The following is a 26,404-nucleotide window of genomic DNA, read 5'->3' as shown; positions in this document are numbered from 1 at the left end:
CAGCGGGTGCGTCACTCAGCGCGTGTGACGAGGCGTCCGGTGGCTTCGAGTCGTGCGAGGCGGTCGTGTTCCCGGTCGGCCCACTGGCGGACCTGGTCCGGGTCGAGCGCGGTGCCGTGGCCGACATGGAGAGCTGTGGGGTCGAGGGCGAGCATCCGGCGGAGGCTGGCGAGGTTCTGCCGGGGGTCGTCGTGGAAGGGCGGGTTGGCGGGCCTGCCGGGGATGAGGCCCATGAACGAGCCGGCGACCAGGTCGCCGGCGACGAGGTCGCCGGCGTCGGTGAGGACCGACACCGATCCGGCGGTGTGGCCCGGGGTGGGCATGATGCGCGCCGCGAGCCCGAAGTCCTCCAGGCTCGTCTCGCCGCGGACGAGCACGTCGGGTTCGACGGGCTCGGCCTGGACGTGGAGGTTCCTGTTGCGGGCCATCAGGCGGCCCATCGGGCCGGTGGGCAGGTACGGTTCGCGGACCCGGCCGGAGCGGTAGGGCCCGAGGTCGGCGACGTGGCCGGCGACGGGGGCGCCGGTGAGCCGGTGCAGTTCGGCGGCGGAGCCGAAGTGGTCGATGTGGCCGTGGGTGATGACGATCAGCGAGACGTCGGCGGGGTCGACGCCGTACTCGACGACCCGGGCGAGGATCTTCCGGCCGCTGCCGGGGGTGCCGGCGTCGACGATGACGGGCCGCCGGCCGAGCAGCAGGTAGGCGTTGATGTTGTGCCGGCCCAGGACCGGGATCGGGACGACCTTCGTGCGGGACACGCTTCTCCTCCGGAGTTCGCTGGTCAGTGTCGGGTGTGCGGGCATGGCGGAGCTCGGCCGGTGCGGCGGCGCGCGCCGGCCGGCGAAGTGGTGCGGGTCAGAAGCGGCGGCGGTACTCGGCCGGGGTGGTGCCGAGCCGCCGCCGGAAGACGCGGTGCAGCGTCTCCACGGAGCCGAGGCCGCTGGCCGCGGCGACCTCGGGCAGGCTCCGGTCGCTGTCCTGCAGCAGCCGTCGGGCGGCCTCCAGCCTGGCCGCCTCCACGTAGGCGGCCGGCGTGGTGGAGGTGCGCTGCCGGAACAACCGGGCGAGGTGGCGCGCGCTCAGGTGCGTGCGAGCCGCGAGGGCTTCGAGGGAGAGGTCCTCGGTGAGGTGTTCGGCGATCCACCTCCGCAGCCCGTCGATCCGGTCGTCCTCGGCGTTCTGCACGGACAACGGCACGCTGAACTGGCTCTGCCCGCCGGAGCGTTTGACGTACATCACCATCATCCGGGCGGTGGCGAGCGCGAGGTCCTGGCCGTGGTCCTCGGCGACCATGGCCAGCGCCATGTCCATCCCGGAGGTGACGCCGGCGCACGTCCACACGTGCCCGTCCCGGATGAAGATCGGATCCGGGTCGACCCGGATGCCGGGGTGTTCGGCGGCCAGCCGGGCCGCGGTGAGCCAGTGCGTGGTGGCCGGGCGTCCGTCGAGCAGCCCGGCGGCGGCCAGCAGGTGCGCGCCCGCGCAGATCGAGCCGATCCGCCGGGCCCGGGGTGCCGCGCGGCGCAGCCAGCGGGTGACCTCGTGGTCGATCACCGGCTCGACGCCGTCGTCGACGATCTCGATCGCCCCCGACACCAGCAGGGTGTCGATCGGGCCGGCCACGTCGTCGAAGGTCAGGTCGGCCATCAGCCGAACGCCGCTGGAGGTGGTCACCGGGCCGCCGTCGGCCGTCGCGACCTGCACGAGGTAGCCGGGCCGGTCGGCCCCGGCGACCCGGGAGGCGACGGAGAAGACCTCGGCCGGGCCGGTGACGTCCAGCAGCTCGATGCCGGGGAAGGCGGCGATCACGGCGCGGTGCGGTGGGGGCATGCCCTGATCATTCCGCCCGGCCGGAGGTGGCCGCAATGACCAGGATCTGTCACATCAGGCCATCGAGTCGCCGTCCCGGGGACGCCCCCGGGAACCGACCCGGTCGGTCGCCGCATCAGAACCCTTCGGCCCCGGTCGCCGGCCCGGGCAGTCACGGTCAGACGCGGTCAGGCCCGGCAGCCACGGTCAGGCGCGGGCGAGCGCCTTGCGTAGGCCGTAGGCGGCGGCGCCGAGCGCGATGACCACGGCGCCCCACAGCACCGAGGCCGCGGGGAGGGCGAAGGCCAGGGCGAGGCAGCCGACGGTGCCGACGATCGGCACGATCCTCGGCGGTCGTCCTTCCGCCGGGGTGAGCGTCCAGGCCGAGGCGTTGGCGACGGCGTAGTAGGCGAGCACTCCGAAGGAGGAGAAGCCGATCGCGCCGCGCACGTCCGCGACGGCCGCCAGGGCCGCGACGACGGCGCCGACGGCGACCTCGGCCCGGTGCGGTACGGCGAAGCGCGGGTGGACGGCGGCCAGTCGGTGGGGCAGGTGTCGGTCGCGGGCCATCGCCAGGGTGGTGCGCGAGACGCCGAGGATCAGCGCGAGCAGGGAGCCGAGGGCGGCCACCGCCGCGCCGACGCGCACCACCGGGGCGAGGCCCGGCACGCCGGCGGCCCGGACGGCGTCGGCGAGTGGCGCCCCGGTGTGGGCCAGGCCCTCCGGGCCGAGGACGGACAGGGCGGCGAGCGCGACGGCGGCGTAGACGACCAGGGTGATGCCGAGCGCGAGCGGGATCGCGCGGGGGATCGTGCGCCGTGGGTCGCGGACCTCCTCGCCGAGGGTCGCGATGCGGGCGTACCCGGCGAACGCGAAGAACAGCAGGCCGGCGGCCTGCAGCACGCCGTGGAGCCCGGCGTCCGCGCCGACCGCCCAGCGGCCGGTGTCGGCGCCGCCGGTCAGGCAGGCGGTGACCACGGCGGCCAGGACCGCCAGCACGACGGCGACGATCGCCCGGGTCAACCAGGCCGCCTTCTGCACGCCGACGTAGTTGACCGCGGTCAGCGCCACCACCGCCGCGACCGCCACGGCGTGCGCCTGCGCGGGCCAGACGTAGGAGCCGACGGTGAGCGCCATCGCCGCGCAGGAGGCGGTCTTGCCGACGACGAAACCCCAGCCGGCCAGGTATCCCCAGAACCCGCCGAGCCGTTCCCGGCCGTAGACGTAGGTGCCGCCGGACTGCGGGTAGCGGGCGGCGAGCCGCGCGGAGGAGGTGGCGTTGCAGTACGCCACGACGCCGGCCAGCGCCAGTCCGATCAGCAGCCCGGACCCGGCTGCCGCCGCCGCGGGCGCGAGCGCGGCGAAGATGCCCGCGCCGATCATCGACCCCAGCCCGACCACCACGGCGTCGAACACGCCCAGGTGCCGTCGTAGTTCCTGCGGCCCGGCCGTCGGCGCCGAGGTGCTCATCGACCCGTACCTCTCCCTCGTCGGTTCCGATTCCGGTGCACCATACGCGAGCGAGGTTGCGGGAGTCCGAGCCCGGAGGGCGGTCAAGGGGTCGGGACCCGGCGCCGGTGCCGGACCGGGAAGGGCGGCCGGGGAAGGGCGGCCGGGGAAGGGCCGGCGGCCCGGGCGCACCGCGCCCGGTGGCCGTGCTGGGCGTGCTGGGCGGCGGTGCGGCGGGCGTGGGCCACGAGCTCGACGGCCGTGTGCCCGCCGACGCGGAGGTCGTGGACGAGCCGGTGTGCGTTCCAGCTGCTCCGCCACCACGGTGGGAACGTTTCTTCCCGCTCAGATCAGGCCCGCCCCCCAGGCGCGGGCGCGGTCGAGTTCGCCGGCGCGCAGCGGCCCGTCGTTGTCCTCGACGATGAAGCCCTCGGGTTCGACGACCACGTCGTAGTGGTGCCCGGACAGCCGGTGGGCGATGCCGTTGGCCGCGCCGCCGGCCCGGGGCATGTCGACGCGGGTGTCGAACGCGGCGGCGTGGGTGCCGGGTTCGGTCTTCGGGAGATCGTGGAACCAGGACCGCAGGCCCGGCCCCTCGGCGGTCGTCCGGGCCTCGGCGGCGGCCTCTTCCCGGCCCTCCTTGTGCTTCTCGGCCGTGGCGGCCATCCGGCGGCTGAGCCCGGAGGACATGCCGTGCATGTGCGTCGGGCCGCCGACCACCAACAGGTCGGCGGAGCGGGTGAGTCCGGCGTCGGCCTCGGCCGCCGGGAGGCAGTCCACGGCAGCCCCGGGGTCGGCCTGATGGACGCCCTCGGCGATCGCCTCGGCGATCTCCCGGGTGTTTCCGTACATGCTCTCGTACACGATCACGGTGTGCATGGTCTCCACCTTTCGTCTCCCCTGGCCTCGCTCCGGGATCTCCCCGTCGTCCGTACCTCCATGGCACCACCGGACACGGGACCCGGCAGGGGCCGGACGGTCCCGGGTGCCGGGACCGTCCGGCCCTCGGAGAGCGGCGGCGGGCTCGGAAGACTGATCCGTGCGAGCAGAGCCCGTTCAGGCACCGAGGAGGCGCACCATGTCCGCCGCAGCCGCCACGCCCAGGCGTCCCGCCTCCCACACCTCCCTGCGCGGGCACGTCCGCCGGGCCACCGGCCGGGACCACAACCCGCTCTGCCGCCCGCTCGACCGGGCGTACAGCCGCCTGGCGGCCGGGGCGGCGCTGATGGTGCTCGCCGCGTTCGTTGTGGCGGCCCTGGTGGCCCTGCTCGTGTACGGCTCGGAGACGCACGACGCGCAGCGGGCCGCCCGGCACCGGCACGTCGTCACCGCCGTGACCACCGGTCCGGCGCAGTCGGACGACCCCCGGGCGGGCAGTGCGCGGGAGCACGCCCCGGCCCGGTGGACGTACCCGGTCGGGCCTGGCACGGGCAGCGTCCCCGTGCCGGACGGCACGGGCCCCGGGACGGTCGTTCCGGTCGGCCTGGACGACGGCGGACAGCCGGTCGGCGCGCCCAGGTCGAACGGGTTGGTCGTCTCGGACGCCGTCCTGGCCGGCCTCGGCACGGCCACCGTGCTCGGGTCGGGTACCGGGGGCTGGTACGCGCTGCGCCGGCGCGGGCTGGACCGGCGGGCCGAGCGGAGCTGGGAGTCCGCCTGGGAGCAGGTGGAACCGCGCTGGTCGGGGCGCCGGTGAGGGGCCGCGCGCTCACAGGTGGAAGCACCGGGTCTGGCCCGGCCGGATCGTTTCCCCGGCGCCGCGCAGCCGGATGCGGACCGGTTCCTGGCGGTCCTCGCGCAGGCTCACCGTGACGGTGCGGCGGTCGACGGCGATCGCCAGGCCCCAGTGGCCCCGGTAGCGAAGGTCCAGGTCCAGCCGGCCCAGTGCGGAGGGCAGGTGCGGGTCGAGCCAGAGGGCGTCTCCGCGGACCTCCAGGCCGGTGTAGCAGCGCTGCAGCAGGTCCACCGCGCCCGCCATCGCGCCCAGGTGGACGCCCTCGGCGGTGGTGCCGTGCTCGCTGTCCCGGAGGTCGGCCACCAGGGCGTCGCGGAAGTACCGCCAGGAGGCGCGGCGGTCGGAGCGGGTGAGCACCCACGCGTGCACCACCGAGCTGAGCGTGGAGCCGTGGACGGTGCGTCGCAGGTAGTGGTCGGTCGTACGGCGCAGCAGTTCGTGGGGCGCCGGGTAACCGAGGTGACGCAGCAGGTCGCGCACCTCGCGGGCGGAGAACAGGTACCAGAGCATCAGCGCGTCGGCCTGCTTGGAGGCTTTGTAGCGGTTGACGGTGTCGCCCTCGGCCTCCAGGATCCGGTCGAGCCTGCGCAGGTCGGTGTAGCGGAGCCGGTAGGCCTGCCAGTCGAGTTCGACGAGTCGGTCGTAGCCGTCGAACTGGCTGAGGACGTTGTCGTGGAACGGCACGTGCAGTCGCCGCCCGACCTCCTGCCAGCGGTCGAGCTCCGCGTCGTCGAGGGCCAGGCGCTCGCGCAGCTCGTCGCGGCGGTATCCGGGCAGGACGTCCAGGGCGTCCTGGGCGCGGGCCAGCACCCAGGACGCCAGCACGTTGGTGTAGGCGTTGTCGTCCAGGCCCGGGCGCGCCGCCCACGGGTAGGCGTCGTGGTACTCGTCGGGGCCGAGCACCCCGCGGATCGACCAGCGCTCCCGGGCCCGGTCGTACGTGGCCGCGGACGACCAGAAGCGGGCGATCTCCAGGAGCATCTCGGCGCCGGCCGTGGCGAGGAAGTCCCGGTCCCCGGTGGACTGGTAGTACTGCCAGATGTTGTACGCGACCGCTGAGCCGACGTGCCGCTGGAGGTGGCTGTGGTCGGGCAGCCAGCGGCCGGACATCGGGTTGAGGTGCAGTTGCTGGGACTCCTCCCGCCCGTCGCTCGCGCTCTGCCACGGGTACATCGCCCCGCGCAGGCCGACCGCCCCGGCCTCACGGCGGGCGGCGTCGAGGCGGCGGTGGCGGTAGCGCAGCACGGCGCGGGCCAGCTCGGGGAAGCGCAGGTTGAGCAGCCGCAGCACGAACAGCTCGTCCCAGAAGACGTGGCCCCGGTACGCCTCGCCGTGCAGCCCCCGCGCGGGGACACCGACATCCAGGTCGACGGAGTGCTCGGAGTAGGTCTGGAGCAGGTGGAACAGGTTCAGGTGCAGCGGGCCGGCGCCGTCGAAGTCGGCCTCGATCCCGCAGCGGCGCCACAACTCCGCCCACCGCACGGCGTGTTCGGCCAACAGCTCATCGAAGCTCCCGGCCTCGGCGGCGAGTTGGCGGGAGGCCCGCAGCGGTGTCTCGATCGCCCGGTCGCGGGAGGTGTGCACGGCGACCGTCTTCGTCACGGTGACGGGCCGGCCGCGCCCGGCGTCCAGGGTGAGGAGATGGGCCGCCCGGCCTTCGCGGCATTCGGTCGCCACCGCTGTGCCGGGCGCGCTCACCCGGGCGCTGAGGGCGATCCGTACGGGCGAGTCGGACATGTCCGTCTCCAGCCACAGCAGTCCCGCCTCGTCCACCCCTTGGCCGACCTGACGGAGATGGCGTGCGGCCAGGCCCCGGTAGCGGGCGACGCCGGTGTTGGCGACGTTGCCGTCCAGGCCCGAGCGGACCTCCAGCGGGCCGGACCAGTTCTCCGGGACGAAGGTGCTCTCCAGGGCGAGCAGATGCGGCTGGGCCTGGCTGGCGAGCCGGCGCTGTACCAGTCGGGTCCGTCGTCCCTGCGCGTCGACCACGAGCGCGGTACGGGTCAGCAGACCCCGGCGCAGGTCCAGTTCCAGCGTCTGGTCGGCGGGCGGGCCGGTGAACCACGACCCGCCCGCCGGCCGGAAGGTCATGGGCAACCAGTTCGGGCAGTTGACCAGGTCCTCGTTGGCGACCACGCGTCCCGACACCGTCGACACCGCCCGGTCGTAGCAGCCGGCCAGGTACGTCCCCGGGTAGTGGACGCCGTCGGCGGTCGCCTCCGGTGCGGCGCCCCGGCTGACCAGGTAGCCGTTGCCGACCGCGCACAGCGCCTCCCGCAGCCCCTCCTCGTCGGGGTCGAAGCCCTGGTAACGGAGTGTCCACGGGTCCGGCATGTCGGGATACCCCGCGGGTGGGTCTGGTGCCACGAGGTGACCTCCGTGCCGATCGCCTGCCTCCAGTCTGCCCACCCGCCCGCCGCACCGCCTCACGCCGGTCGGCGGGCCGACCGGCCCCGCCCCGCTGCCGCGGGCCCGGCCGAGCTGCCGGTGCTCGGCCGCTCCGGGCACCACCCGGGCCCGGCCACCAGGGCGGTGAACCACGGCGTCCACTGCCCGGTGGCCGTCGGCCCGCGCGCCTGACGCGGTGCGCGGGGAGGCGCGGGCGCGCAGAATCGGTGGTGCCACCGCCCGCGCGCACCCCAGGGAGCAGGCCATGGACACGCCCCAGCCCGTAAGGGTGTTCCTCCTGGACGACCACGAGGTGGTCCGTCGGGGTGTCCGGGACCTCCTGGAGGCCGAGGCGGACATCGAGGTCGCCGGCGAAGCGGGAACCTGCGCCGAGGCCCTGGCCCGGGTGCCGGCGCTGCGCCCGGACGTCGCCGTGCTCGACGTACGGCTGCCGGACGGCGACGGCGTGACCGTCTGCCGCGAGCTGCGCGACCGGGTGCCCGGCCTGGTCTGCCTGATGCTGACCTCCTTCGACGACGACGACGCGTTGCTCGACGCGATCATGGCCGGGGCGGCCGGCTACGTCCTCAAACAGGTCAAGGGCGCCGACCTGGTCAGCGCCGTCCGCACGGTGGCCTCCGGCCAGTCCATGCTCGACCCGGCCACCACGCACAAGCTGATGGAGAGCCTGCGCCACCACCAGGAGAGCGAGACGGACGCCGCGCTCGCCGGGCTCACCCCGCGCGAGCGGGAGATCCTCGCCCTGGTGGGGGAGGGAAGGACGAACCGGCAGATCGGCGAGGAGCTGTACCTCGCCGAGAAGACCGTGAAGAACCACGTCTCGCGGGTGCTCGCGAAGCTGGGCGTCGAGCGCCGCCTCCAGGCCGCCGTCCTCGCCGCCCACGCGGAACCCGAGCAGCACCAGCACCATCAGCGCCCGCACTGAGCAACCGGGCCGAGCGGACCGGGAGGTGGTGCCGAACGGCCCAAGCGGCAGGCCGGCCCCCGGCCGCACGGTGGAGGTGACGGACCTCCCGTCACGGCTGAGGAGACGGCGTTGATGTCCTGGAACGACGGCGGCATGAACGGCTGGGGCATCGGTCTGATGTCCGTGAGCATGCTGCTCTTCTGGGTGCTGCTGGTGTTCGGAGTGATCGCGCCGGCCCGGCACCTGGGCCGGACGTCCCCGCACAGCCCGGCGGCACCGATTCCCCCCGCCGCGCCACCGGCCCAGCGGCCGGCCCCGGAACGGCTGCTCGCCGAACGCCTCGCCCGCGGCGAGATCGACCCCGACGAGTACCGCACCCGTCCGGACGCCCTGCGCGGCGGCGGCGATCCGCCCGTCTCCGGCTGACACCGGCAGCACACGCACCCTGGAGGTGATCATGCCCACCCTCGCCCTCGACGCCACCGCGCTGGAGAAGCTCGTCTCCGCGGCGGTCGCGGCACCCTCGATTCACAACAGCCAGCCCTGGCGCTTCGGGCTCCAGCCGGACACCTCGACCGTGGAGGTCCGGTCCGACCGCACCCGCGCCGTCCCGGCCGCCGACCCGCAGGGCCGGGCACTGCACATCTCCGTCGGCGCGGCCGTCCTGAACCTGCGGGTCGCAGCCGGCCACCTCGGCTGGGCCCCCGAGGTGCGCCTGCTGCCCGACCCCGCCGACCCCGAGCTGTTCGCCACCGTCCGGCTCGACACCCCGGCCGCCGCACGCTCCCGGGGCATCGACAAGCTGTACGAGGCGATCTGGCACCGGCATTCCATCCGCACCCCGTTCACCGGCAAGCCCGTCCCGCCGGCCGTCCTCGACGAACTCACCACCGCCGCCCGCTCCGAGGACGCCCTGCTCCATTTGCCCGACCGCCAGGAGACCGCCCGGCTGCTGCACCTCACCGCCGAGGCCGAACGCCGCAGCACCACCGACGAACCCCAGCGCACCGAGAGCCGCAGCTGGGTGCGCGCCGGCGACGCACAGCCCTACGGCATCCCCGCCACGGCGCTCGGCCCCCAGGACCGGTCCGGCCACCTGCCGATGCGCGACTTCTCCGCCCTCCACGCCGCCGAGCACCAGGCCCCCGCCCCCTTCGAGGCCGAGCCGCGCATCGCCGTCCTCGCCACCGCCCACGACGCCCCGCGGGACTGGCTGCGGGCCGGCCTCGCGCTGGAACACGTGCTGCTCGCCGCCACCGTCCACGGCGTCCGCGCCTCCCTGCTGCACCAGGCCATGGAGTGGCCGTACCTGCGCTGGGAGGCCCGCGACCCGCACCAGGGCCCCGGCTACGTCCAGATCCTGATCCGCCTCGGCTACGGTCCCGAGGGCGCCCCGACGCCCCGGCTGACACCCGGCGAGGTGCTGGAGTAGAGGTGCTGGACCAGCAGCGGGGCTGGAAGGCCCTCTGCACTCGGGGTTCGGTGTCGACCGGTTGATCTCCCCGATGGGGGACGCCACTTGTGGAGGACGAGATGGTGGAGATCGTCGCATACGGCGTGCTCGCCGACGAACGCATGCTGCTGGAAGGGGCGTTCGAGGAGCGGCACAGCCTCCGCTGCCTGGAGCTTCGCCTCGACCGGGACACCGTGGCCACCGCAGCCGGCTACGAGATCGTGTGTAGCAGCGTCAACGACGTGCTCGACGAGGAGGTCCTGCGGGCCCTCGCCGACGGCGGAACCAGGATGATCGCCCAGCGTGCCACCGGCTACAACAACATCGACCTGCGGGTGGCGGCGGAGCTGGGCCTGGCGGTGTACCGGGTGTCGTCCTACTCCCCGTACTCGGTCGCCGAGTTCGCCTGGGCCCTGGCCCTCGCCGCCAACCGAAGGGTCGTCCGAGCCGTCCACCGCACGCGCGAGTTCGACTTCCGGCTGACCGGCCTGATGGGGCGCGACTTCCACGGCCGGACGGCAGGAGTCCTCGGTACCGGCAGGATCGGTGCCGCCTTCGCCCGCATCGCCGCAGGCTTCGGCATGCGACTGCTGGGCTACGACGTCGCGCCGAACCCCGAATGCCTGGCGCTGGGCATGGAGTACGTCGCACCGGAGCGGCTCTTCGCGGAGTCCGACCTGCTCACCCTCCACCTTCCGCTGCTACCCGACACCCATCACATCGTGGACGCGCACGCGCTCGCCCTGATGAAGGACGACGCCATCCTGATCAACACCGGCCGTGGCGGCCTCATCGACGCTCACGCCCTGGTGGAGACCCTGCGGGCGGGCCGGCTCGACGGCGTGGGCCTGGACGTCTACGAGGAGGAGGCGGGGGTCTTCTTCTTCGACAAGTCCCTGGAGGTGATGACGGACGACACCCTCGCCCGGCTGATGACCTTCAACAACGTCCTCCTGAGCTCCCACCAGGCGTACTTCACCCAGGACGCGGTCGGCCAGATCGTGGGCGCCACCGCTGAGAACGTCAAGGACTACCTCGCCGGACAGGCCGGCGAGAACACGCTCGTGCCGCCGGCATCGTCCGCTCGCTGACAGGCCGCTCCCGACGGGAGGCCGTGCCCACCCTGGCCGTCCGGGGCCGCACCCGCTCGTCCAGGGCCGCACCCTCTCGTTCAGGCACTCACCCTCGCCGCCGATCGCCGTGCCCGGGAGTGGCGGGAGGTCACCCGTGGGAGAAGGTGACCTTCGGCAACACCCGGTCGAGCCAGGCCGGGGTGTGCCAGGCGGCCCGGCCGGTCAGTCGGCGAGGATGGCCACGGAGGCGAGGATGGCCGAGGATTCGCGCCCGTCGAGCACGGACGCGCCCTGCTCCCGGGCGGCGGCGAACGCCCCGAGGTCGACTTCCCGAACCATCACTCACCTCTCGAAATACCCGGAAGGGTATACAGTCGGGTATGCCGACACCGCCGGGAAAGTCGCGTTCCGCGCCGAACCAATTGCGTGTCACATGTCGTCCCGCTCCGGCGCGGCGCCCCCGGCGGGCGGCCCGGCAGCGCGCAGGAGCAGACCGGCAGCGCGCAGGACCGCGCCACCGCCCCGCCCGTGGGCGGGCAGGGCGTCAGGCCAGGGCCAGGAAGAGCTTTTCGAGCTCGGCCTCACTCATCGGCGGCGCGTCACCGTCGGCGGTGGCCATGCACTGGCGCATGCCACTGGCCACGATCTTGAACCCGGCCCGGTCGAGGGCGCGGGAGACGGCGGCGAGCTGGGTCACGATGTCCTTGCAGTCGCGCCCGGCCTCGATCATCGCGATGACGCCGGCGAGCTGGCCCTGCGCGCGGCGAAGGCGGTTGAGGACCGCGCCGACCGCGTCGTCGTCGACCTGCATGTGCATACCTCCAGCGTGTCGTCCGTCCGCCAGTTTACCCCATGGGGTATATGCGGGGATGTGGCCCGGGGCGCCGGCTCCGCGTCGTCGCAACCCTCCGTGGCAACCGGGGCCTCAGTGGCGAACCGTCGGTTCCCCGCCCCCTCTGCGGTACGGGTCAGCGCTGCGCTCCGGATTCGGCTGCGGGCGACCTTTCCGGTGCCGTGCTGCCCTCCGTGACGTCCAGGTCCTGGGTCCCTATGACGGACAGCAGTTCCAGCTGCTCGGCTCCCCGGCTTCCGGGCGGTGCGGTGAACCACAGCAGGCGTTGGCGTGCGTCCTCGCTGAGCAGGTTGTGGCAGTCGAGTTCGATGATGCCGAGCGCGGGGTGGACGATCCTCTTGCGGTCCCTGCGGCGCACCGCGACGTCGTGGGTGTCCCAGAGGGCCGCGAACTCCTGGCTGCGGCGGCGTAGTACGGAGACCATCCTGGTCACCTCCGCGTCCCGGCCGCGTCGGGCGGCCACCGCCTGGAGGTCGGCAGCGAACACCCGGGAGTGGTGCGGGTGGTCCTCGACCGGGTACCTCTCCCGCGCTTGCGGGTCGGTGAACCAGCGGTACACGAAGCTCGCCGTCGGGCCGCGGTGGGCTGGGGACCTGCCGAGCAGGGACCGGGCCAGGTCGTTCTCCACCAGGGTCTCGTGCAGGTCCGTGATGACGCGCGCGGGAGTGTTGGACAGCCGGTCCAGAAGTCCGAGGAGCGCGGGCTGCACGTGTGCCGAGGGCCCGTGTGCCGACGGGGGGACCGGCCGCTCGGCGAGGTGGAACAGGTGGTCGCGCTCGTCGTTGTCCAGGCGCAGGGCTCGGGCGAGGGCGGCCAGGGTCTGGGCCGAGGGCTGCACGCCGTTCTTCGCGCTGCCGCGTTCCAGTTCGGTGTAGTAGTCGGCCGACAGGCCTGCCAGCTGGGCGACTTCCTCGCGGCGAAGCCCGGGGACGCGCCGGCGCGGGCCCTGGGGGAGGCCGACCTCGGCGGGGCGGATGCGGTCGCGGCGGGTCCTTAGGAAGGCACCGAGTTCTGGAAGGTTCACGCCTCCATGGTCGCCCGTACGCCGGAGCGTGGCCAGAGCGTAGCCAGGGGGTGGCGTCCCCTGGGTGGACGCAGCCCTGGCTACGGGTGGGGGACCGGCCGATCGTGGTGGACACAGCAGGGCGACGGCGAGGCCGCGGCCCGACCCGATCCACCACAGGAGTCAGTCATGCCCATCCCCGCTTCCTCCGTCGACACCGCTCCTGCGGTCCGGCCCTCCGCCTCGCCCCGCGTCGCGATCGTCACCGGCGGCTCGCGCGGCATCGGCCGCCGGACCGTCGGTCGGCTGGCCGCCGACGGGTACGCCGTCGTGGTCGGCTACGCCGGCAGCCGGGACGAGGCCGAGGCAGCCGTGAAGGAGGCCGTCGACGGGGGCGGTCGGGCGATTGCCGTGCGCGCCGACGTCGCCGACGAAGTCGCGGTCGCGGCCCTCTTCGACGCGGCCGAAGCGGAGTTCGGCGGCGTCGACGTCGTCGTCCACACGGCCGGGCGGATGCACCTGGCGCCGATCGCCGAGCTGGACCTGGCCGCCCTGGACGACCTGCACCGCACCAACGTCCGCGGCACGTTCGTCGTCGTCCAGCAGGCCGCCCGCCGGGTGCGGCGCGGCGGCGCGATCGTGATGTTCTCCACGTCCGTGGTGGCGCTGGCCTTCCCCGGCTACGGCGCGTACAGCGCCGGCAAGGGCGCGGTCGAGGCGCTGACGCCGATCCTGGCCCGGGAGCTGCGGGGCCGCGACGTCACCGCCAACACCGTCGCGCCCGGTCCCACGGCCACCGACCTGTTCCTGGACGGCAAGGACGAGCAGACCATCGCGCGCCTGGCCGCCCAGCCCCCGCTGGAGCGCCTCGGAACCCCGGCCGACATCGCCGAGGTCGTCGCCTTCCTGGCCTCCCCGGCCGGCCACTGGATCAACGGACAGGTCGTCCGCGCCAACGGCGGAATCGTCTGAACCGCCCGACCCACCGAGAGAAGGAACAGCAAGCCATGCCTTTCGCGAACTTCAAGGTCCCCGAGAAGACCCTCACCCCGAAGCAGAAGGAGGAGATCGTCGCCCGCACCACCGAGCTGTACGTCGAGATCTACGGCGAGCGCGCCCGCAACAACACCATGGTGCTGGTCGAAGAGGTCGCCGACGGCGGCTGGGGCATCTCCGGCAACGTGCTGACCCTCGCCATGCTCGGTGCGGCCGAACCGGGCGACGCCAGCGGCGCCTGACCGCACCCGCCGCTCACTCGGCTGGCCGTCCGTCACCGGCCCCGTGAGCGGCGGCCGGAGGGGTACGCGGCCGCAGCCGCTCGCCCTGCGGCCCGAACATGACCAGGTACTCCACCGGACCGCCGGGGCCGGCATTCGCCACCCCGTGCGGGGTCCGGGTGTCGAACTCGGCGACGTCCCCGGGGGTCAGGACGAGGTCCCGGCCGCCGAGGGCGAGCCACAGCCGTCCGTACAGGACGCACAGCCACTCGTGGCCGTGGTGGGAGACCTGACGGGGCCGGGCCGGCGGGTCCTCGACGGCGGGCAGGACGTGCTTGTGGGCGTGCAGGCCGCCGACGTACCGCGTCAACGGCAGCACCGCCTTGTCGTCGCCGAAGCTCAGCGGCGCCCTGCCGCGCGGCTCGGCCGCCGGGGCGGGTGCCGTGCCGGTCAGCTCGTCCAGGGAGACGTCGTACTCCTTGGACAGCTGCAGCAGCACCTCCAGGGTGGGTCGGCGCCGACCGGTCTCGATCCGGGACAGCGTGCTGGCCGAGATGCCCGTCGCGCAGCTGACACCGGCGAGCGTCGCGCCGCGGTGCTCCCGCGCGGCTCGCAGCCGGGGCCCCAGCGCGGCCAGCGCGCCGCCCACGTCGTCGACCGCCACCTTCGCCCTCCTTCGTGCCGTGCCGCTCCACCGCCCTGTCCTGCGAGTTTGCCAGATCGGCAAGGGCGATCGCGGCGAGCGGGTACCGCGCCGCATGATCGACGGGCAGCCGCGTCCCCCCGCGAACCGAGGAGAACCCCATGCAGACCCAGCCACCCACCGAGCTTCGCCACCGCACCGTCGAGGCCCCGGCCGGGCGCCTGCACCTGGCCGAGCAGGGCGCCGGGCCGCTGGTCCTGCTCGTGCACGGCTTCCCCGAGTCCTGGTACTCCTGGCGCCACCAGCTCCCGGCGCTCGCCGCGGCCGGCTTCCGGGCGGTGGCGATCGACGTGCGCGGTTACGGCCGCTCCTCCAAGCCGGAGGCGACCGACGCCTACCGGATGCTCGACCTGGTGGCGGACAACGTCGCCGTCGTGCGCGCCCTCGGCGAGGAGACCGCGGTGGTCGTCGGCCACGACTGGGGCTCCAACATCGCCGCCGCCTCCGCCCTGCTCCACCCGGAGGTCTTCCGCGCGGTCGCCCTGCTCAGCGTCCCCTACGCGCCGCCCGGCGGACCCCGCCCCACCGACGTCTTCCGCCGGATCGGCGGCCCCGAGCAGGAGTTCTACGTCTCCTACTTCCAGGAGCCCGGCCGCGCAGAGGCGGAGATCGAGCCCGACGTCCGGGGCTGGCTCGCAGGCTTCTACGCGGCCCTGTCCGCCGACACCATGCCCGCCCAGGGCGAGCCCGACCCGCACTTCGCCACCCGGGGCGGCGGCCGACTGCGTGACCGCTTCCCCACCCGGGTCCGGCCGGCATGGCTGAGCGAGGACGACCTCGACGTCTACGCCGGGGAGTTCGAGCGCACGGGGTTCACCGGCGCGCTCAACCGCTACCGCACCATGGACCGGGACTGGGAGGACCTCGCCCCGCACCGCGGAGCCCCGATCAAGCAGCCGTGCCTGTTCATCGGCGGCACCCTGGACGCCTCCACCACCTGGATGTCCGACGCCATCGACGCCCATCCCGACACCCTCCCCGGCCTGTCGGCCTCCCACCTCCTGGACGGCTGCGGCCACTGGATCCAGCAGGAGCGCCCCGGCGAGGTCAACCGCCTGCTGACCGACTGGCTCGCCACCCTCCCCAGCTGAACCGGGCGGGCAACCCGGGCGTCTCGGCGATGCCTTCGGGGCAGGCGGAGCCCCGGCGGTACCGCCGTTGGCGGCACGCGCGCGGCGGTCTGCCCGGAGCACCGAATCCCCACGTATCCAGGCGAGTTGGAGCCGGCCGCTGCCCGCCCGGGGCCCGTTAGGATGACTCGATGACCGACGCGAGCATGGACAGAGTGCACCGCTTCCGGGCCGAGGCGGCCACCCAAGGCCTGCCGCCGGAGGAGGTGGAGGAATGGATCCGGGCCGGCCGTCCGGCGGTGTACCTGGCGGAGGGCGGTGACGGCCCCCTGGTGGCCCGGATCGGCGGCGTCCCCCTGCTGCCGCACGGCGTGCCGGAGCCGTCCGAGCCGTTCGTGGCCTCCGTCGACCTCGCGGCGCTCCCGCCGGGCGCAACCGGCCTCCCGCTCCCCTCCGACGGCCGCCTGCTCTTCTTCTCCGGCGTCGAAGTGGACGGCATCGGGAGGCAGGTGTCCGACGCGGTGCTGTACGTCCCCGCCGGGATCCCGACCGTGCCGAGCCCCCTCGAACCCGGCTGGCGCGAGCCGTACCGGCCACGTGAACTCCGCACGGTCTGGCACCAGCCGAGTGCGCAGATGCCGGAGAGCTTCGCCCTCGACAGATGGGGCGAGTTCACCGAGGACGAGCAGTTCGAACTCGCCGACGAACTCGCCGACGCCTGGGCGCACGTGGGCGGCTACCGCCCTCCCTGGGACCTGCAGGTCGGAGGTCATCCGGTCTCGCCCCAGAACGACCCCGTCCACCACGCCCGTGATCCCGAGGAGGCCGGCCCCTCCGAGCGGGGCGGCGCCGCGGCCCACGGAGAGGGCACCGACGACTGGGCTCTCCTCGCCACCTGGAGGTGCGGCGACGACGTCACGGAACTGGACTCCGGCGTGGTCCACTGGGTGGCCCGCCACCGGGACCTAGCGGCCCGGCGCTTCGACCGGGTCCACCGCTACGTGGAGATGGCCTGACCGTTCGGGCCGGGACGACCGGCTCCCCGGCAACCATCGGCCGCCCGCCCCTCCCGCTCCCCGGGAGGGGCGGGCCGTACGCCCGTTGAGTGCTGCCGCGCCCTGCTGAGCGTCGCCCGGGGCGCGGCAGGCGCGGCAGGCGGGGCTCAGCGGAGCAGCAGGTCGCGGATCGCCCGCGTGATCTCGTCGGGCGACTCCTCGGCCATGAAGTGCCCGGCCCGGGTCAGCCGGTGGTCCAGGTCCGGCGCCCACGCGCGCCACACCCCAGCGGCGTCGTAGCCCAACTGGGCACCCCAGTCCTGCTGGACCACCGTCACGGGCATGGCCAGCTGCGACCCGGCGTCCAGGTCCGCCTGGTCGTGGGTGACGTCGATGCCCGCCGAGGCCCGGTAGTCCGCGACGATCGACGGCACAGCGGCGGCGCTCGCCCGCAGGTATTCGGCGCGCACGTCCGGCGGCAGGACGGTCGGGTCGTTCGCCCAGGCGTCGAGGAACGAGCCGAAGAACGCGTCCGCGCTGTTGGCGATCATCGTCTCCGGCAGGCCCGGCGGCTGCGCCATCAGATACAGGTGGTAGCCGACCGCCGCCGGGACGCCGTGCAGAACGTTCCACATGTCGAGCGTCGGCACGACGTCGAGGATGCCCAGGTGGGTGAGCGTCTCCGGGTGATCCAGGCCGGCCCGGAAGGCGACCAGGGCACCACGGTCGTGGCCGACCAAGGCGAAGCGCTCGTGGCCGAGTGCCGCCGCCAGGGCCACCACGTCGGCGGCCATGGTGCGCTTCGCGTACACCTCGGGACCTGTGGCCGCCGGCTTGTCGCTGGCGCCGTAACCGCGCAGGTCCGGGCAGATCACCGTGTGCTCGCCGGCGAGCCGCTCGGCGACGTGCCGCCACATCAGGTGGGTCTGCGGAAAGCCGTGCAGCAGCACGAGCGGGCTTCCGCTGCCGCCGACGGCGGCAGCCAGCTCCACCCCGTCCGTGCCGGGCAGGCGGACCCGGTCGAAACCGGGAATGGTGAGCGTCATGAAAGGCCCCTTCCTGGGGTCGGTGGACCGGCGAAATCCTTGGTCCGAGGACTGACCGGGCCAGCATGGGCGACGGCGATCAGCAGCCGATCAGTACGCTTCGGCGCAGCCGGCCCCTGACACGGAAGATGGAGGGTATGCGAATCGACGTACTCGGCGCGGTGCGGGCCCTCCGCGACGACGGCACCCCGGTCGACCTGGGCGGACCCCGCCACCGCGAGGTGCTCGCCCGGCTCGTCGCCGCCGAAGGACGGATGGTCCCCACCGACACCCTCGTGGACGACCTGTGGGCCGAACCGCCGGTGCGCGCCGTGGGGGCGTTGCGTACGTTCGTCGCCGCGCTGCGCCGCGCCGTCGAACCCGACCGGCCGCCCCGCACCCCGCCGCGCATCCTCATCACGCAGGGTCCCGGCTACGCGCTGTGCCTGCCGCGGGGCGATGTGGACGCCCACCGCTTCGAGGACGCCCTGGCTCGCGCCCGGCGCACCCCCGAGGCGCTGACCGACCTCGACGCGGCCCTCGCCGCCTGGCGCGGCCCGGCCTACGCCGACGTGACCGCCGCCGCGTGGGCCCGGCGCGAACGGACCCGGCTGGAGGAACTGAGACTGGAGGGGACGGAACTGCGCGCCCGCCTCCTCCTCGACTCCGGTTCAGGAGCCGAACTCGTCGCCGAACTCGGCGCCCACGTCACCGAACACCCCTGGCGCGAGCCGGCCTGGGGACTGCTGGCCCGCGCACTGCACCGGGCGGGCCGTCAGGCAGACGCACTGGCCACCCTCCGACGCGCCCGCACGATGCTCGTGGACCAGCTCGGGCTCGACCCGGGTGCCGACCTCCGGCGCCTGGAGACGGACATCCTCCACGGAGCCACGACGCTCCAGCCCCCGCGCACCGTGTGGACCACCGACGCCCGCTTCGGCCCGCGCACCACCGTCGAACTGGCCCGCACCCTGGCCCTGGCGGGCGGTGACGCCCTCGTCCACTCGCGGCGCGACCGCCTCGCCGCCCTCCGGGCGGCGGAGCGTACCGGGGACACCGTCCTGACCGCCCGCGTCATAGGCGCCTACGACGTGCCCGCGCTCTGGAGCCGGGCCGACGACCCCGAACAGTCGCGCGCGGTCGTCGAGGCGGCCGAGCGCACGCTCACCGCGCTCGGCCCCCACGGCCCCGCCGACCTGCGCGCCCGCCTGCTGGCCACCGTCGCGGTCGAGAGCCGCAGCGCCGACCTGTCCGGCACCGCACCGAGGCGCGCCGGACTGGCGGCACGCGAAGCGGAGGCACTGGCCCGGAAGCTGGGTGATCCCGCCCTGCTGGCCTTCGCCCTCAACGGCGTGTTCCTCCAGTCCTTCACCCGCCCCGGACTCGCGGCGGGACGGGACGTGGTCGGCGCCGAGATCCTCGACCTGGCCACCAGGCACGAGCTGCCGAACTTCGCCGTGCTCGGCCGGCTCATCCGCCTGCAGTCCGCCTCCGCCCTCGGCGACCTCGACGCCGCGACCGCGCACGCCGAGGCCGCCGAGCAGCTCGCCGCCGTCACCGAGGCATCCCTCGTCCCCGTCCTCACCGCCTGGTTCCGGGCCCGGGTCACGGCCGCCCGCAGCACCGAACCCGGCGGACCGACCGCCGCCACCGCCGCGGCCCACTACCGCGCCGCCGATGACGCCCTCGCCGCGACGGCGGGCATGCCGGGCCTGCACCGGGGCCTGTTCCCCCTCGCCTTGCTGGGCCTGCGCCTCCTGCACGGCCGACCCGCGCCCACCGATCCCGCCCTCGACTGGGGCCCCTACCGTCCCTGGACCCAACCCTTGGTGCTGCTCGCCCGCGACCGGCCCGACGAGGCCCGTACCGCCCTGACCACGGCGCCCGAACCGCCCCTCGACCACATGCAGGAGGCACTCTGGTGCCTGACCGCCCACGCCGCCGCCCGCCTCGGCGAGCGCCCGGTCGCCGCCCGCGCGGCAACGGCCCTGCGTGCCGCCCGCACCGAACAGGCGGGCGGGGCGAGCGGGATGCTGACGCTGGGGCCGGTGGCGCGGTACCTGGCGGAGGCGGAGGCATGCGCCGACATGGAGTGACCGCCCTTCTTCCGGCCGTCCTCGGAGGCGGCGCCCTCGACCCGGTACGCGGAGGTGGCGGCGCCCCGGTGCCCGGGACGGCGGGGACGACCGCGGTCCGTCGGTCCCGGGCTGCGTTCACACCGCCGCTGTTCTGCGTCGAGCGGGCCTGACCGGTCGGCCGAGGACGACCCCCAGGTGTGCCCGGGGCTCTCGTCCCCGTGGACCGGAAGCGGCCCGTGCCGTCGCGAACCGGCGGCGCCCGGCGCCGGGCCCACGCCTTGGCGCCCGGACCGAACGGCCCGGGTGGGCTTTGGAGCCGACGACGAGCCGCCGGGCCGTGGAGGCGGCCAGGATCGGCAGGGCCACATCCAGTCCGAGAGGCGGCATCCGTTGAGCCACGTCCGAACCCCTGTCCTCGGTGTCCTCGGCGGCATGGGCCCGCTGGCGACGGCCGACTTCTACCGCCGGCTCGTCGAGCGCACTCCGGCCGGCACCGACCAGGAGCACCTGCCGGTGTTGATGTGGGCCGATCCCCGGGTGCCGGACCGGACGGCGGCGCTCCTGGGCGGCGGGCCGTCGCCGGTGCCGGCGATGGTGGCGGGCGCGCGGTGGCTGCGCCGGGCGGGGGCCGGTTGCATCGCGGTTCCGTGCAACACGGCCCACGCCTACCTGGGCCAGGTGTCGCGGGCCGTCGGCGTCGAAGTCCTGGACATGGTGGAGGCCGCCGTGGCCGCAGCCGCCCGCACGGCGCCGGGCGTGGAGCGCGTGGGCGTCCTCGCCACTCGCGGCACCCGGCGGGCCCGGCTCTACGAGCAGGCGGGGGAGCGGCTCGGCGTCGACGTGCTCCAGGTGCCGCCGGAGGTGCAGTGGGACTGCGTGGACCCGGCGATCCGGACGGTGAAGGCCGGCGCGGGGCTGTCCGGCGCGGAGCAGCGGATCGCCCGCGCCGCAGAGCTGCTCAAGGAGCAGGGCGCGCAGGCGGTCGTCGCGGCCTGCACCGAGATCCCGCTGGTCAGTGGCCCGGCGTCACGGGTGCTGCCGCTGGTCGACTCGACCGACGCCCTGGTCGACGTGATCGTCGCCCGGCTGTGGCGATCCCCACGGGAGCTTTCGTCCGAGGCGACGAGCACCCGTGGTTAGCCTTGTCGGCACGTACGAACGTGCAGGGCTCCGGCAGTCCTAGCCTGCGGAGATGATCAGCCACATGCCGACGCACCCCCCGAAAAGCCTCAGCCGCGTCCTGGACGACCTCGGCTCGACGCTCCTCGACCTGGTCCACGGCGATGTGGGTGCGGTGCGGGAGATCAGCGGCGTGGCGATCCACGACCCGTACGACGAGCAGTCGTATCCGCCGTCCGCCATCGTCCTGGCCACCGCCGTACGGGGTGCGGACGAGATCGTCCCCCTGCTGTCCGCGTTGCGGATCCACCGCAGCGCGGCGCTGGTGGTGCGCGGCCCCGTCGCGGCCGATCCGGTGCTGCGGGCGGCCTCGGACGAGACCGGGGTGGCGCTGCTCTCGCTGACTCCGGGCGCCTCGTGGGCCCAGCTGGCGGCGATGCTGCGCACCCTGCTGGCCGAGGGCGACGTGGGGGAGGAGAGCGGCAGCACGCTCGGCGGGGTGCCCTCCGGCGACCTGTTCGCGCTCGCCAACGCCGTGGCGACACTGCTGGACGCCCCCGTCACGATCGAGGACCGGCGCCAGCGGATCCTCGCGTTCTCCGGTCGGCAGGACGAGGCCGACTCCTCGCGGGTGGCGACCATCCTCGCCCGGCAGGTGCCCGACGGGTACGTCCGCATCCTGGAGAGCCGCGGCGTCTTCAAGGAGATCTACCGCAGCGAGGACCCGGTCAAGATCGCTCCCGCGACGATCAGCGAGGGCGAGACGGCCATTCCGCGCGTGGCGGTCGCGGTGCGGGCGGGCGACGAGGTCCTCGGGTCGATGTGGGCCGCGGTGAGGGAGCCGCTCACGCCGGCCCGGGAGAACGCCTTCAAGGAGGCGGCCAAACTGGTGGCCCTGCACATGCTGCGGGTGCGAGCGGGGGCGGATGCCGAGAACCGCTTGCGCGCCGATCTGCTCGCCACCGCCCTGGAAGGCGGGTCCGGCGCGGCCGAGGCCCTGGGCCGCCTGGGGCTGGCGGGGGAGGCGGTGCTCGTCATGGCCCTCGGACTGGCCCACCGGCCGGACGAGGACCACGCCCAGCTCGCCGCCGACCGCCAGCGCCTGACCAGCGCCCTGGCCGTCCACCTCACCGCCGTGCATCCGCGCTCCGCCGTCGCCCTGCTCGGTGAGACCGCCTACGCCCTGCTGCCCGTACTGGGAGACGCGGCCCGGGGCCGTGACCGCGCGGTGCAGATCGGGACGGAGTTCCTGCAACGCACCGGGGAGCGCGCCGGCGCCGTCATCGCGGTCGGCTCGGTGGCCGAGGAGCCCGCGGCGCTGGCCCGCTCGCGGACCAACGCCGACCGGGCGCTGCGCGTGCTGTTCACCAGCCGCCCCGACCTGCAGGTGGCGTCGATCGCCGACGTGTACCCGGATGCGCTGCTGCTGGAGTTGAAGGACCTGGCGGCGGCCAACCGCGACGAGCTGGCGGGCCCGCTGGCCCGCCTGGTCGCCTACGACGCCAAGCACAACGCGCACCTGGTGGAGACCCTCTGGGCGTGGCTGGAGGCGTTCGGGGACGTCATCGCCGCCTCGGGCAGCGTGTTCGTCCATCCCAACACCTTCCGCTACCGCATCCGCCGGGTCGCCGAGGTCGGCCGGATCGACCTGCAGGATCCCTCCGCCCGGTTCGCCGCGATGCTCCAGTTGCGGCTGCTCGGTCCGCGCAACGGTGCGACCCGCCTCTAGCGAAGCGCGCCCCGGCGGAGGCCGGCCGGGTCACATGCGTACGCCCGGCGGGACGGCGAGGCCGGGGTGGGCGTCGTGGAAGGCTTCGGCGGCCTCGATGGTGCGCACCCAGTCGTAGAACAGCTCCTTGGTGGACAGCCGCTCGATGCCCTTCCCGTCCAGTCGGCGCAGGCCGCGCTCGTGGGCGGCGTTCGGGGAGAAGGTGGCCAGCGTCAGCGCGTCGCCATCGCGCGGGCGCTGGCGGCCCGGCCCGACGTGCTGATCGCGGACGAGATCACCTCCGCCCTGGACGTGTCCGTGCAAGGTGCGGTCCTCAACCTGCTGCGCGACCTGCGGGCCGAACTCGGCCTCACCATGCTGTTCATCTCCCACAACCTGGCCGTGGTTCGCTACGTCTGCGACACCGTCGCCGTCATGCGGGCCGGCCGTCTCGTCGAGGCGGGGCCCGTCGACGACGTCATCACCCGCCCCGAGGACGCCTACACCCGCGCCCTGCTCGAAGCCGTCCCCACCCTCGCCCGCGCCTGACACGCCGTCGGCCCGGCGGACCGCCCCCGTGCGGCCCGCCGGACCCCTGCCCCCCTGACCCTCTCGCGAAAGGCCCCGCCGTTGTCCTCGCTGGATCTGCACCACCGCGCCGTCGTCGCGGATGCCCACAACGACCTCCTGATGGCCGTCGCCGCCCGCCCGCCGAAGCGCTGGGGCGCGTTCTTCCGTGAGCGGTGGCTGCCGCAACTGCGCGAAGGCGGCATCGACTTGCAGGTCCTGCCGGTCTTCATCGACGACCAGTACCGCCCCGAAGGCGCCCTCCGGCAGACCCTGCGGATGATCGAGTGCGCCCACGTCCTCGCCGAGGCCAACCACGACGAGGTCGCCCTGTGCCTGAACGGAGCCGACATCGACGCCGCCCTCGCCCAGGACCGGATCGCCCTCGTACTGGCCCTGGAGAGCGCCCCGGGCATCGACGCCTCCGTCGAACTGTTCTCCACCCTGTACCGGCTCGGCGTACGGATCGCCTCCATCGCGCACTGGGGCCGCACCCCGCTGGCCGACGGCAGCCGCGAGGACGCCACCGGCAGCCGCCTCACCACCCCCGGCGTCGAGGCGCTCCGCGAGATGGAACGCCTCGGCATGCTCTTCGACGTCTCCCACCTCGGGGCGAGCGGCGTGGCCCACGTCCTGGAACTCGCCACCCGGCCACTGATCGCCACCCACTCCTGCGCCCGCGCGCTGCGCGACCACCACCGCAACCTCACCGACGCCCAGATCCGCGGCGTGGCCGCGACCGGCGGTGTGGTCTGCGTGAACTTCGTACCGGACTTCCTCACCGACCGGCAGGACGAGGTGAGCACGGACCGGATCGTCGACCACATCGAGCACCTCGCCGCCGTCGCCGGGACCGACCACGTCGGTCTCGGAGCGGACTTCGTGCGCGAGGTCATCACCGACGTCACGCCGCCCTGCTGCGAATTCCTCGACGACGGGGATCCCGTGTTCGACTTCCCCGGCCTGGAAGGCCCGGCCGGCATGCCACTGGTCACCGAGGCGCTGGTGGCCCGGGGCATGCCCGAGGAGGACATCCTGAAGATCCTCGGCGGTAACCTGCGCCGCCTCATGGCGGACCACATGGGCTGAACGCCCGACCGCTGCTGTCCCTGGTGCCCGGCCGGCCCTGCCGCCGGGCACCCTCCCTTTCCCCCTACGCCCCCCGGCCACCGGCAGTTGGGACGCGCGAACGAACCCGCCGCGCAGGTTGTGATCCGGCCACGAACTCCCACCTCACGGCGCTGCCTACCGTGGTGATCGACCCAGTCTGGAGGACCACCCGTGCCGGTTGACTTCGAACCGCCCGCCCCGTGCACCGACCGCACACCCGACCTCGACGCCATGCTGGCCGACCTGGAAGAGCTCGTCACCTGCGAGTCGTACTCCGCCGACCTGGAGGCCGTCGGCCGCAGCGCGCGCACCGTCGCGGCCCAGGGCGGCCGGCTGCTCGACACCCCACCGCAGATCCTTGTGACCGGCGGCGTCACCCACGTCCAGTGGACCTTCGGTGCGCCGCGGATCCTGCTGCTCGGCCACCACGACACCGTCTGGCCGATCGGCTCCCTGGCCACGCACCCGTGGGCCGTCGAGAACGGCATCGCCCGCGGCCCCGGCGTCTTCGACATGAAGGCCGGCCTGGTGCAGATGTTCCACGCCCTCACCCTGTTGCCCTCGCTCGACGGCGTCTGCGTCCTGGTCACCGGCGACGAGGAAACCGGCTCCGACACCTCCCGTGGGCTCATCGAAGACCTCGCCCGCCGGTGCGCAGCCACCTTCGTCCTGGAGCCCTCCGGGCCCGGCGGGGCGCTGAAGACCAGCCGCAAAGGCGTGTCCGGCTACGACCTGGCCGTGCACGGCCGTGCGGCCCACTCCGGCCTCGAACCCGAGAAGGGCATCAACGCGGCGATCGAACTCGCCCACCAGATCCTCGCTCTGGACGCCATCGCCGCGGACACCGGAAAGGGCACCACGCTCACCCCCACCCTGATGTCCGCGGGCAGCGCGAACAACACCGTCCCGGCCCGCGCCGAACTCAACATCGACGTCCGCGTCCCCACCCTCGCCGCGCAGGACACCGTGGACCGCCTCGTCCGCTCCCTGACCCCGCACCTGCCCGGAGCGAGCCTCGCGATCAGCGGCGGCCCCAACCGCCCACCCCTGGAAGCCGCCGCCTCCGCCCACCTGTTCGCCCTCGCCGACCGGCTCGCCAGCCGCCTCGGGTACGGCCCTCTGCGGCAAGTCGCCGTCGGCGGCGCATCCGACGGCAACTACACCGCCGGCACCGGCTGCCCCACCCTCGACGGCCTCGGTGCCGTCGGCGACGGCGCCCACGCCGACCACGAGCACGTCCGCACCGCCCACCTGCCGGAACGAGCCCGGCTGCTGGCCCACCTCATCGGAGCGACGCAATGACCGGCCTGCACGTGCGCGAACTCCACCACCTCGACGATCTCCACGCCGTCGACCGGCTGTACGCCGACATCTGGGGCATCGAGGACGGCAACAGCCCCGTCCCCGTCGAAGTCATGCGCGCCCTGTCCCACGCCGGCAACTACGTGGCCGCCGCCTACGAAGGCGGACGGATGGTCGGCGCCTCCATCGGCTTCTTCGCCGCTCCCGGCGGCACCACCCTGCACTCCCACATCACCGGCGCCGCCGCAGGACGAGGCATCGGCCTCGCACTCAAACTGCACCAACGCCAGTGGGCCCTGGACCGCGGCCTGCAGCAGATCACCTGGACCTACGACCCGCTGATCCGCCGCAACGCCCACTTCAACCTCGTCAAGCTCGGCGCCCGCCCCCAGGAGTACCTGCCGTCGTTCTACGGCGCCATGGACGACGCCATCAACGAAGGCGACGAGTCCGACCGCGTCCTGGCCGCCTGGCAGCTGACCGACCCCGGAGTCGTCGCCGCGGCCGGTGGCCAACGCCCGCTCGCGCCCGTCCCCGCCGACGCCGAGCACGCGCTGCGCGACCGTGACGGCCACCCCGAGAGCACCGTCACCGACGCGGACACCGTCCTCGTCGACCTCCCCGACGACATCGAGGCGCTGCGCCGAAAGGACCCCGGCGCCGCCCGCGCCTGGCGGCTGGCCCTGCGCCACACCCTCGGCGGCCTGCTCGTCGGCGGAGCCCGCGTGACCGGATTCCACAACCGCCGCTCCTACGTCGTCCAACGAACCCCCGCCCCAACGTGTCCTCCCACCCCAACCTGCCCTCCCACCCCCGCCT

The 26,404-nt window shown here is 74.2% G+C and carries 27 protein-coding genes; 17 read left to right on the top strand and 10 right to left on the bottom strand.

The window, feature by feature from the left end; all coding sequences use genetic code 11:
• Positions 1 to 11: 11 nt before the first annotated feature.
• The 4 genes from IF30_RS0133060 to IF30_RS0133045 form a co-directional block, all read right to left on the bottom strand.
• Positions 12 to 758, bottom strand: a complete 747-nt coding sequence (locus IF30_RS0133060) for an MBL fold metallo-hydrolase (RefSeq protein ID WP_030245394.1) — start codon at positions 756 to 758, stop codon at positions 12 to 14.
• Between the two features lie 97 nt (positions 759 to 855).
• Positions 856 to 1,830, bottom strand: a complete 975-nt coding sequence (locus IF30_RS0133055; protein WP_030245393.1) for a GlxA family transcriptional regulator — start codon at positions 1,828 to 1,830, stop codon at positions 856 to 858.
• Between the two features lie 186 nt (positions 1,831 to 2,016).
• Positions 2,017 to 3,279 carry an APC family permease gene (locus IF30_RS0133050; protein ID WP_030245392.1) on the bottom strand — a complete coding sequence of 421 codons (1,263 nt, stop codon included), beginning with the start codon at positions 3,277 to 3,279 and terminating at the stop codon, positions 2,017 to 2,019.
• 324 nt (positions 3,280 to 3,603) lie between these two features.
• Positions 3,604 to 4,137 (bottom strand): flavodoxin family protein, encoded by a 534-nt coding sequence (locus tag IF30_RS0133045; RefSeq protein ID WP_030245390.1) that lies wholly within the window; start codon positions 4,135 to 4,137, stop codon positions 3,604 to 3,606.
• A gap of 199 nt (positions 4,138 to 4,336) precedes the next feature.
• On the opposite strand from IF30_RS0133045, the gene IF30_RS50430 reads away from it, so the two are divergent.
• Positions 4,337 to 4,954 carry a hypothetical protein gene (locus IF30_RS50430; RefSeq protein ID WP_051711729.1) on the top strand — a complete coding sequence of 206 codons (618 nt, stop codon included), beginning with the start codon at positions 4,337 to 4,339 and terminating at the stop codon, positions 4,952 to 4,954.
• A gap of 12 nt (positions 4,955 to 4,966) precedes the next feature.
• On the opposite strand, the gene IF30_RS0133035 is transcribed toward IF30_RS50430, so the two are convergent.
• A complete protein-coding gene (locus tag IF30_RS0133035) occupies positions 4,967 to 7,327 on the bottom strand; it encodes a glycoside hydrolase family 65 protein (RefSeq protein WP_030245386.1) in 2,361 nt (786 codons plus the stop codon).
• A gap of 45 nt (positions 7,328 to 7,372) precedes the next feature.
• Here IF30_RS0133035 and IF30_RS0133030 point away from each other — a divergent pair, with 45 nt between their 5' ends.
• The 5 genes from IF30_RS0133030 (at position 7,373) to IF30_RS0133010 (ending at position 10,853) form a co-directional block, all read left to right on the top strand.
• Positions 7,373 to 7,573, top strand: a complete 201-nt coding sequence (locus tag IF30_RS0133030; RefSeq protein WP_158835655.1) for a hypothetical protein — start codon at positions 7,373 to 7,375, stop codon at positions 7,571 to 7,573.
• Positions 7,574 to 7,646: 73 nt separating this feature from the next.
• Positions 7,647 to 8,327, top strand: coding sequence for a response regulator (locus IF30_RS0133025; RefSeq protein ID WP_030245383.1), 681 nt, complete (start codon positions 7,647 to 7,649; stop codon positions 8,325 to 8,327).
• Positions 8,328 to 8,441: 114 nt separating this feature from the next.
• Complete coding sequence (locus IF30_RS0133020; RefSeq protein ID WP_107054575.1) at positions 8,442 to 8,735, top strand: hypothetical protein; 294 nt, start codon at positions 8,442 to 8,444, stop codon at positions 8,733 to 8,735.
• 31 nt (positions 8,736 to 8,766) lie between these two features.
• Positions 8,767 to 9,741 (top strand): Acg family FMN-binding oxidoreductase, encoded by a 975-nt coding sequence (locus IF30_RS0133015; RefSeq protein ID WP_030245379.1) that lies wholly within the window; start codon positions 8,767 to 8,769, stop codon positions 9,739 to 9,741.
• Positions 9,742 to 9,845: 104 nt separating this feature from the next.
• Positions 9,846 to 10,853, top strand: a complete 1,008-nt coding sequence (locus IF30_RS0133010) for a 2-hydroxyacid dehydrogenase (RefSeq protein WP_030245378.1) — start codon at positions 9,846 to 9,848, stop codon at positions 10,851 to 10,853.
• 526 nt (positions 10,854 to 11,379) lie between these two features.
• On the opposite strand, the gene IF30_RS0133000 is transcribed toward IF30_RS0133010, so the two are convergent.
• Complete coding sequence (locus IF30_RS0133000; protein WP_030245376.1) at positions 11,380 to 11,646, bottom strand: metal-sensitive transcriptional regulator; 267 nt, start codon at positions 11,644 to 11,646, stop codon at positions 11,380 to 11,382.
• Between the two features lie 157 nt (positions 11,647 to 11,803).
• A complete protein-coding gene (locus IF30_RS0132995) occupies positions 11,804 to 12,712 on the bottom strand; it encodes a helix-turn-helix domain-containing protein (RefSeq protein WP_030245374.1) in 909 nt (302 codons plus the stop codon).
• Positions 12,713 to 12,880: 168 nt separating this feature from the next.
• On the opposite strand from IF30_RS0132995, the gene IF30_RS0132990 reads away from it, so the two are divergent.
• Both IF30_RS0132990 and IF30_RS0132985 read left to right on the top strand, forming a co-directional pair.
• Positions 12,881 to 13,663 (top strand): SDR family oxidoreductase, encoded by a 783-nt coding sequence (locus tag IF30_RS0132990; protein ID WP_030245373.1) that lies wholly within the window; start codon positions 12,881 to 12,883, stop codon positions 13,661 to 13,663.
• A gap of 35 nt (positions 13,664 to 13,698) precedes the next feature.
• The gene (locus IF30_RS0132985; protein ID WP_030245370.1) at positions 13,699 to 13,929 is read left to right on the top strand and encodes a tautomerase family protein; all 231 of its coding nucleotides are present in this window, start codon (positions 13,699 to 13,701) and stop codon (positions 13,927 to 13,929) included.
• A 13-nt stretch (positions 13,930 to 13,942) separates the two neighbouring features.
• On the opposite strand, the gene IF30_RS0132980 is transcribed toward IF30_RS0132985, so the two are convergent.
• A complete protein-coding gene (locus IF30_RS0132980) occupies positions 13,943 to 14,572 on the bottom strand; it encodes a helix-turn-helix domain-containing protein (RefSeq protein ID WP_030245366.1) in 630 nt (209 codons plus the stop codon).
• A gap of 140 nt (positions 14,573 to 14,712) precedes the next feature.
• Between IF30_RS0132980 and IF30_RS0132975 the strand changes: the two genes are divergently transcribed.
• Together IF30_RS0132975 and IF30_RS0132970 are read left to right on the top strand one after the other, a co-directional pair.
• The gene (locus IF30_RS0132975) at positions 14,713 to 15,702 is read left to right on the top strand and encodes an alpha/beta fold hydrolase (RefSeq protein ID WP_030245364.1); all 990 of its coding nucleotides are present in this window, start codon (positions 14,713 to 14,715) and stop codon (positions 15,700 to 15,702) included.
• A 170-nt stretch (positions 15,703 to 15,872) separates the two neighbouring features.
• Positions 15,873 to 16,697 (top strand): DUF1963 domain-containing protein, encoded by an 825-nt coding sequence (locus tag IF30_RS0132970; protein ID WP_030245362.1) that lies wholly within the window; start codon positions 15,873 to 15,875, stop codon positions 16,695 to 16,697.
• Between the two features lie 146 nt (positions 16,698 to 16,843).
• On the opposite strand, the gene IF30_RS0132965 is transcribed toward IF30_RS0132970, so the two are convergent.
• A complete protein-coding gene (locus IF30_RS0132965; RefSeq protein WP_030245359.1) occupies positions 16,844 to 17,722 on the bottom strand; it encodes an alpha/beta fold hydrolase in 879 nt (292 codons plus the stop codon).
• Positions 17,723 to 17,859: 137 nt separating this feature from the next.
• Here IF30_RS0132965 and IF30_RS0132960 point away from each other — a divergent pair, with 137 nt between their 5' ends.
• From IF30_RS0132960 to IF30_RS0132950, 3 genes are all read left to right on the top strand, one after another.
• The gene (locus tag IF30_RS0132960) at positions 17,860 to 19,797 is read left to right on the top strand and encodes a BTAD domain-containing putative transcriptional regulator (protein WP_030245357.1); all 1,938 of its coding nucleotides are present in this window, start codon (positions 17,860 to 17,862) and stop codon (positions 19,795 to 19,797) included.
• A 372-nt stretch (positions 19,798 to 20,169) separates the two neighbouring features.
• Complete coding sequence (locus tag IF30_RS0132955) at positions 20,170 to 20,919, top strand: aspartate/glutamate racemase family protein (RefSeq protein ID WP_030245355.1); 750 nt, start codon at positions 20,170 to 20,172, stop codon at positions 20,917 to 20,919.
• 64 nt (positions 20,920 to 20,983) lie between these two features.
• A complete protein-coding gene (locus IF30_RS0132950; RefSeq protein ID WP_030245353.1) occupies positions 20,984 to 22,627 on the top strand; it encodes a PucR family transcriptional regulator in 1,644 nt (547 codons plus the stop codon).
• Positions 22,628 to 22,657: 30 nt separating this feature from the next.
• On the opposite strand, the gene IF30_RS49845 is transcribed toward IF30_RS0132950, so the two are convergent.
• Entirely contained in the window at positions 22,658 to 22,930 is a 273-nt protein-coding gene (locus tag IF30_RS49845; protein ID WP_234322933.1) for a hypothetical protein, read from the bottom strand.
• On the opposite strand from IF30_RS49845, the gene IF30_RS0132945 reads away from it, so the two are divergent.
• The 4 genes from IF30_RS0132945 to IF30_RS0132930 all read left to right on the top strand — a co-directional run.
• A complete protein-coding gene (locus IF30_RS0132945) occupies positions 22,853 to 23,155 on the top strand; it encodes a hypothetical protein (protein WP_420791179.1) in 303 nt (100 codons plus the stop codon). The genes IF30_RS49845 and IF30_RS0132945 overlap by 78 nt on opposite strands.
• An 81-nt stretch (positions 23,156 to 23,236) precedes the next feature.
• The gene (locus IF30_RS0132940; protein ID WP_030245348.1) at positions 23,237 to 24,262 is read left to right on the top strand and encodes a dipeptidase; all 1,026 of its coding nucleotides are present in this window, start codon (positions 23,237 to 23,239) and stop codon (positions 24,260 to 24,262) included.
• 252 nt (positions 24,263 to 24,514) lie between these two features.
• A complete protein-coding gene (locus tag IF30_RS0132935) occupies positions 24,515 to 25,585 on the top strand; it encodes a M20 family metallopeptidase (RefSeq protein WP_030245346.1) in 1,071 nt (356 codons plus the stop codon).
• On the top strand, positions 25,582 to 26,404 hold an 823-nt coding region (locus IF30_RS0132930), incomplete at its 3' end, for a hypothetical protein (protein ID WP_063752888.1). The genes IF30_RS0132935 and IF30_RS0132930, both read left to right, overlap by 4 nt.

The sequence above is a fragment of the Streptomyces sp. NRRL S-350 genome, assembly GCF_000719705.1.
Lineage (GTDB): Bacteria > Actinomycetota > Actinomycetes > Streptomycetales > Streptomycetaceae > Kitasatospora.
The sequence above is the reverse complement of the archived record's forward strand: the minus strand, read 5'-3'. Positions and strand labels throughout refer to the sequence as shown.

Coding starts and splice junctions, on each gene's coding strand:
- IF30_RS0133050 (WP_030245392.1), bottom strand. CDS start 3,279: ATGAGCACCTCGGCGCCGACGGCCGGGCCGCAGGAACTACGACGGCAC.
- IF30_RS0133025 (WP_030245383.1), top strand. CDS start 7,647: ATGGACACGCCCCAGCCCGTAAGGGTGTTCCTCCTGGACGACCACGAG.
- IF30_RS0133035 (WP_030245386.1), bottom strand. CDS start 7,327: ATGCCGGACCCGTGGACACTCCGTTACCAGGGCTTCGACCCCGACGAG.
- IF30_RS0132935 (WP_030245346.1), top strand. CDS start 24,515: ATGCTGGCCGACCTGGAAGAGCTCGTCACCTGCGAGTCGTACTCCGCC.
- IF30_RS0132985 (WP_030245370.1), top strand. CDS start 13,699: ATGCCTTTCGCGAACTTCAAGGTCCCCGAGAAGACCCTCACCCCGAAG.
- IF30_RS0132960 (WP_030245357.1), top strand. CDS start 17,860: ATGCGAATCGACGTACTCGGCGCGGTGCGGGCCCTCCGCGACGACGGC.
- IF30_RS0133015 (WP_030245379.1), top strand. CDS start 8,767: ATGCCCACCCTCGCCCTCGACGCCACCGCGCTGGAGAAGCTCGTCTCC.
- IF30_RS0133055 (WP_030245393.1), bottom strand. CDS start 1,830: ATGCCCCCACCGCACCGCGCCGTGATCGCCGCCTTCCCCGGCATCGAG.
- IF30_RS0132950 (WP_030245353.1), top strand. CDS start 20,984: ATGCCGACGCACCCCCCGAAAAGCCTCAGCCGCGTCCTGGACGACCTC.
- IF30_RS0132970 (WP_030245362.1), top strand. CDS start 15,873: ATGACCGACGCGAGCATGGACAGAGTGCACCGCTTCCGGGCCGAGGCG.
- IF30_RS0133020 (WP_107054575.1), top strand. CDS start 8,442: ATGTCCTGGAACGACGGCGGCATGAACGGCTGGGGCATCGGTCTGATG.
- IF30_RS0132965 (WP_030245359.1), bottom strand. CDS start 17,722: ATGACGCTCACCATTCCCGGTTTCGACCGGGTCCGCCTGCCCGGCACG.
- IF30_RS0133000 (WP_030245376.1), bottom strand. CDS start 11,646: ATGCAGGTCGACGACGACGCGGTCGGCGCGGTCCTCAACCGCCTTCGC.
- IF30_RS0132975 (WP_030245364.1), top strand. CDS start 14,713: ATGCAGACCCAGCCACCCACCGAGCTTCGCCACCGCACCGTCGAGGCC.
- IF30_RS0132990 (WP_030245373.1), top strand. CDS start 12,881: ATGCCCATCCCCGCTTCCTCCGTCGACACCGCTCCTGCGGTCCGGCCC.
- IF30_RS0133045 (WP_030245390.1), bottom strand. CDS start 4,137: ATGCACACCGTGATCGTGTACGAGAGCATGTACGGAAACACCCGGGAG.
- IF30_RS50430 (WP_051711729.1), top strand. CDS start 4,337: ATGTCCGCCGCAGCCGCCACGCCCAGGCGTCCCGCCTCCCACACCTCC.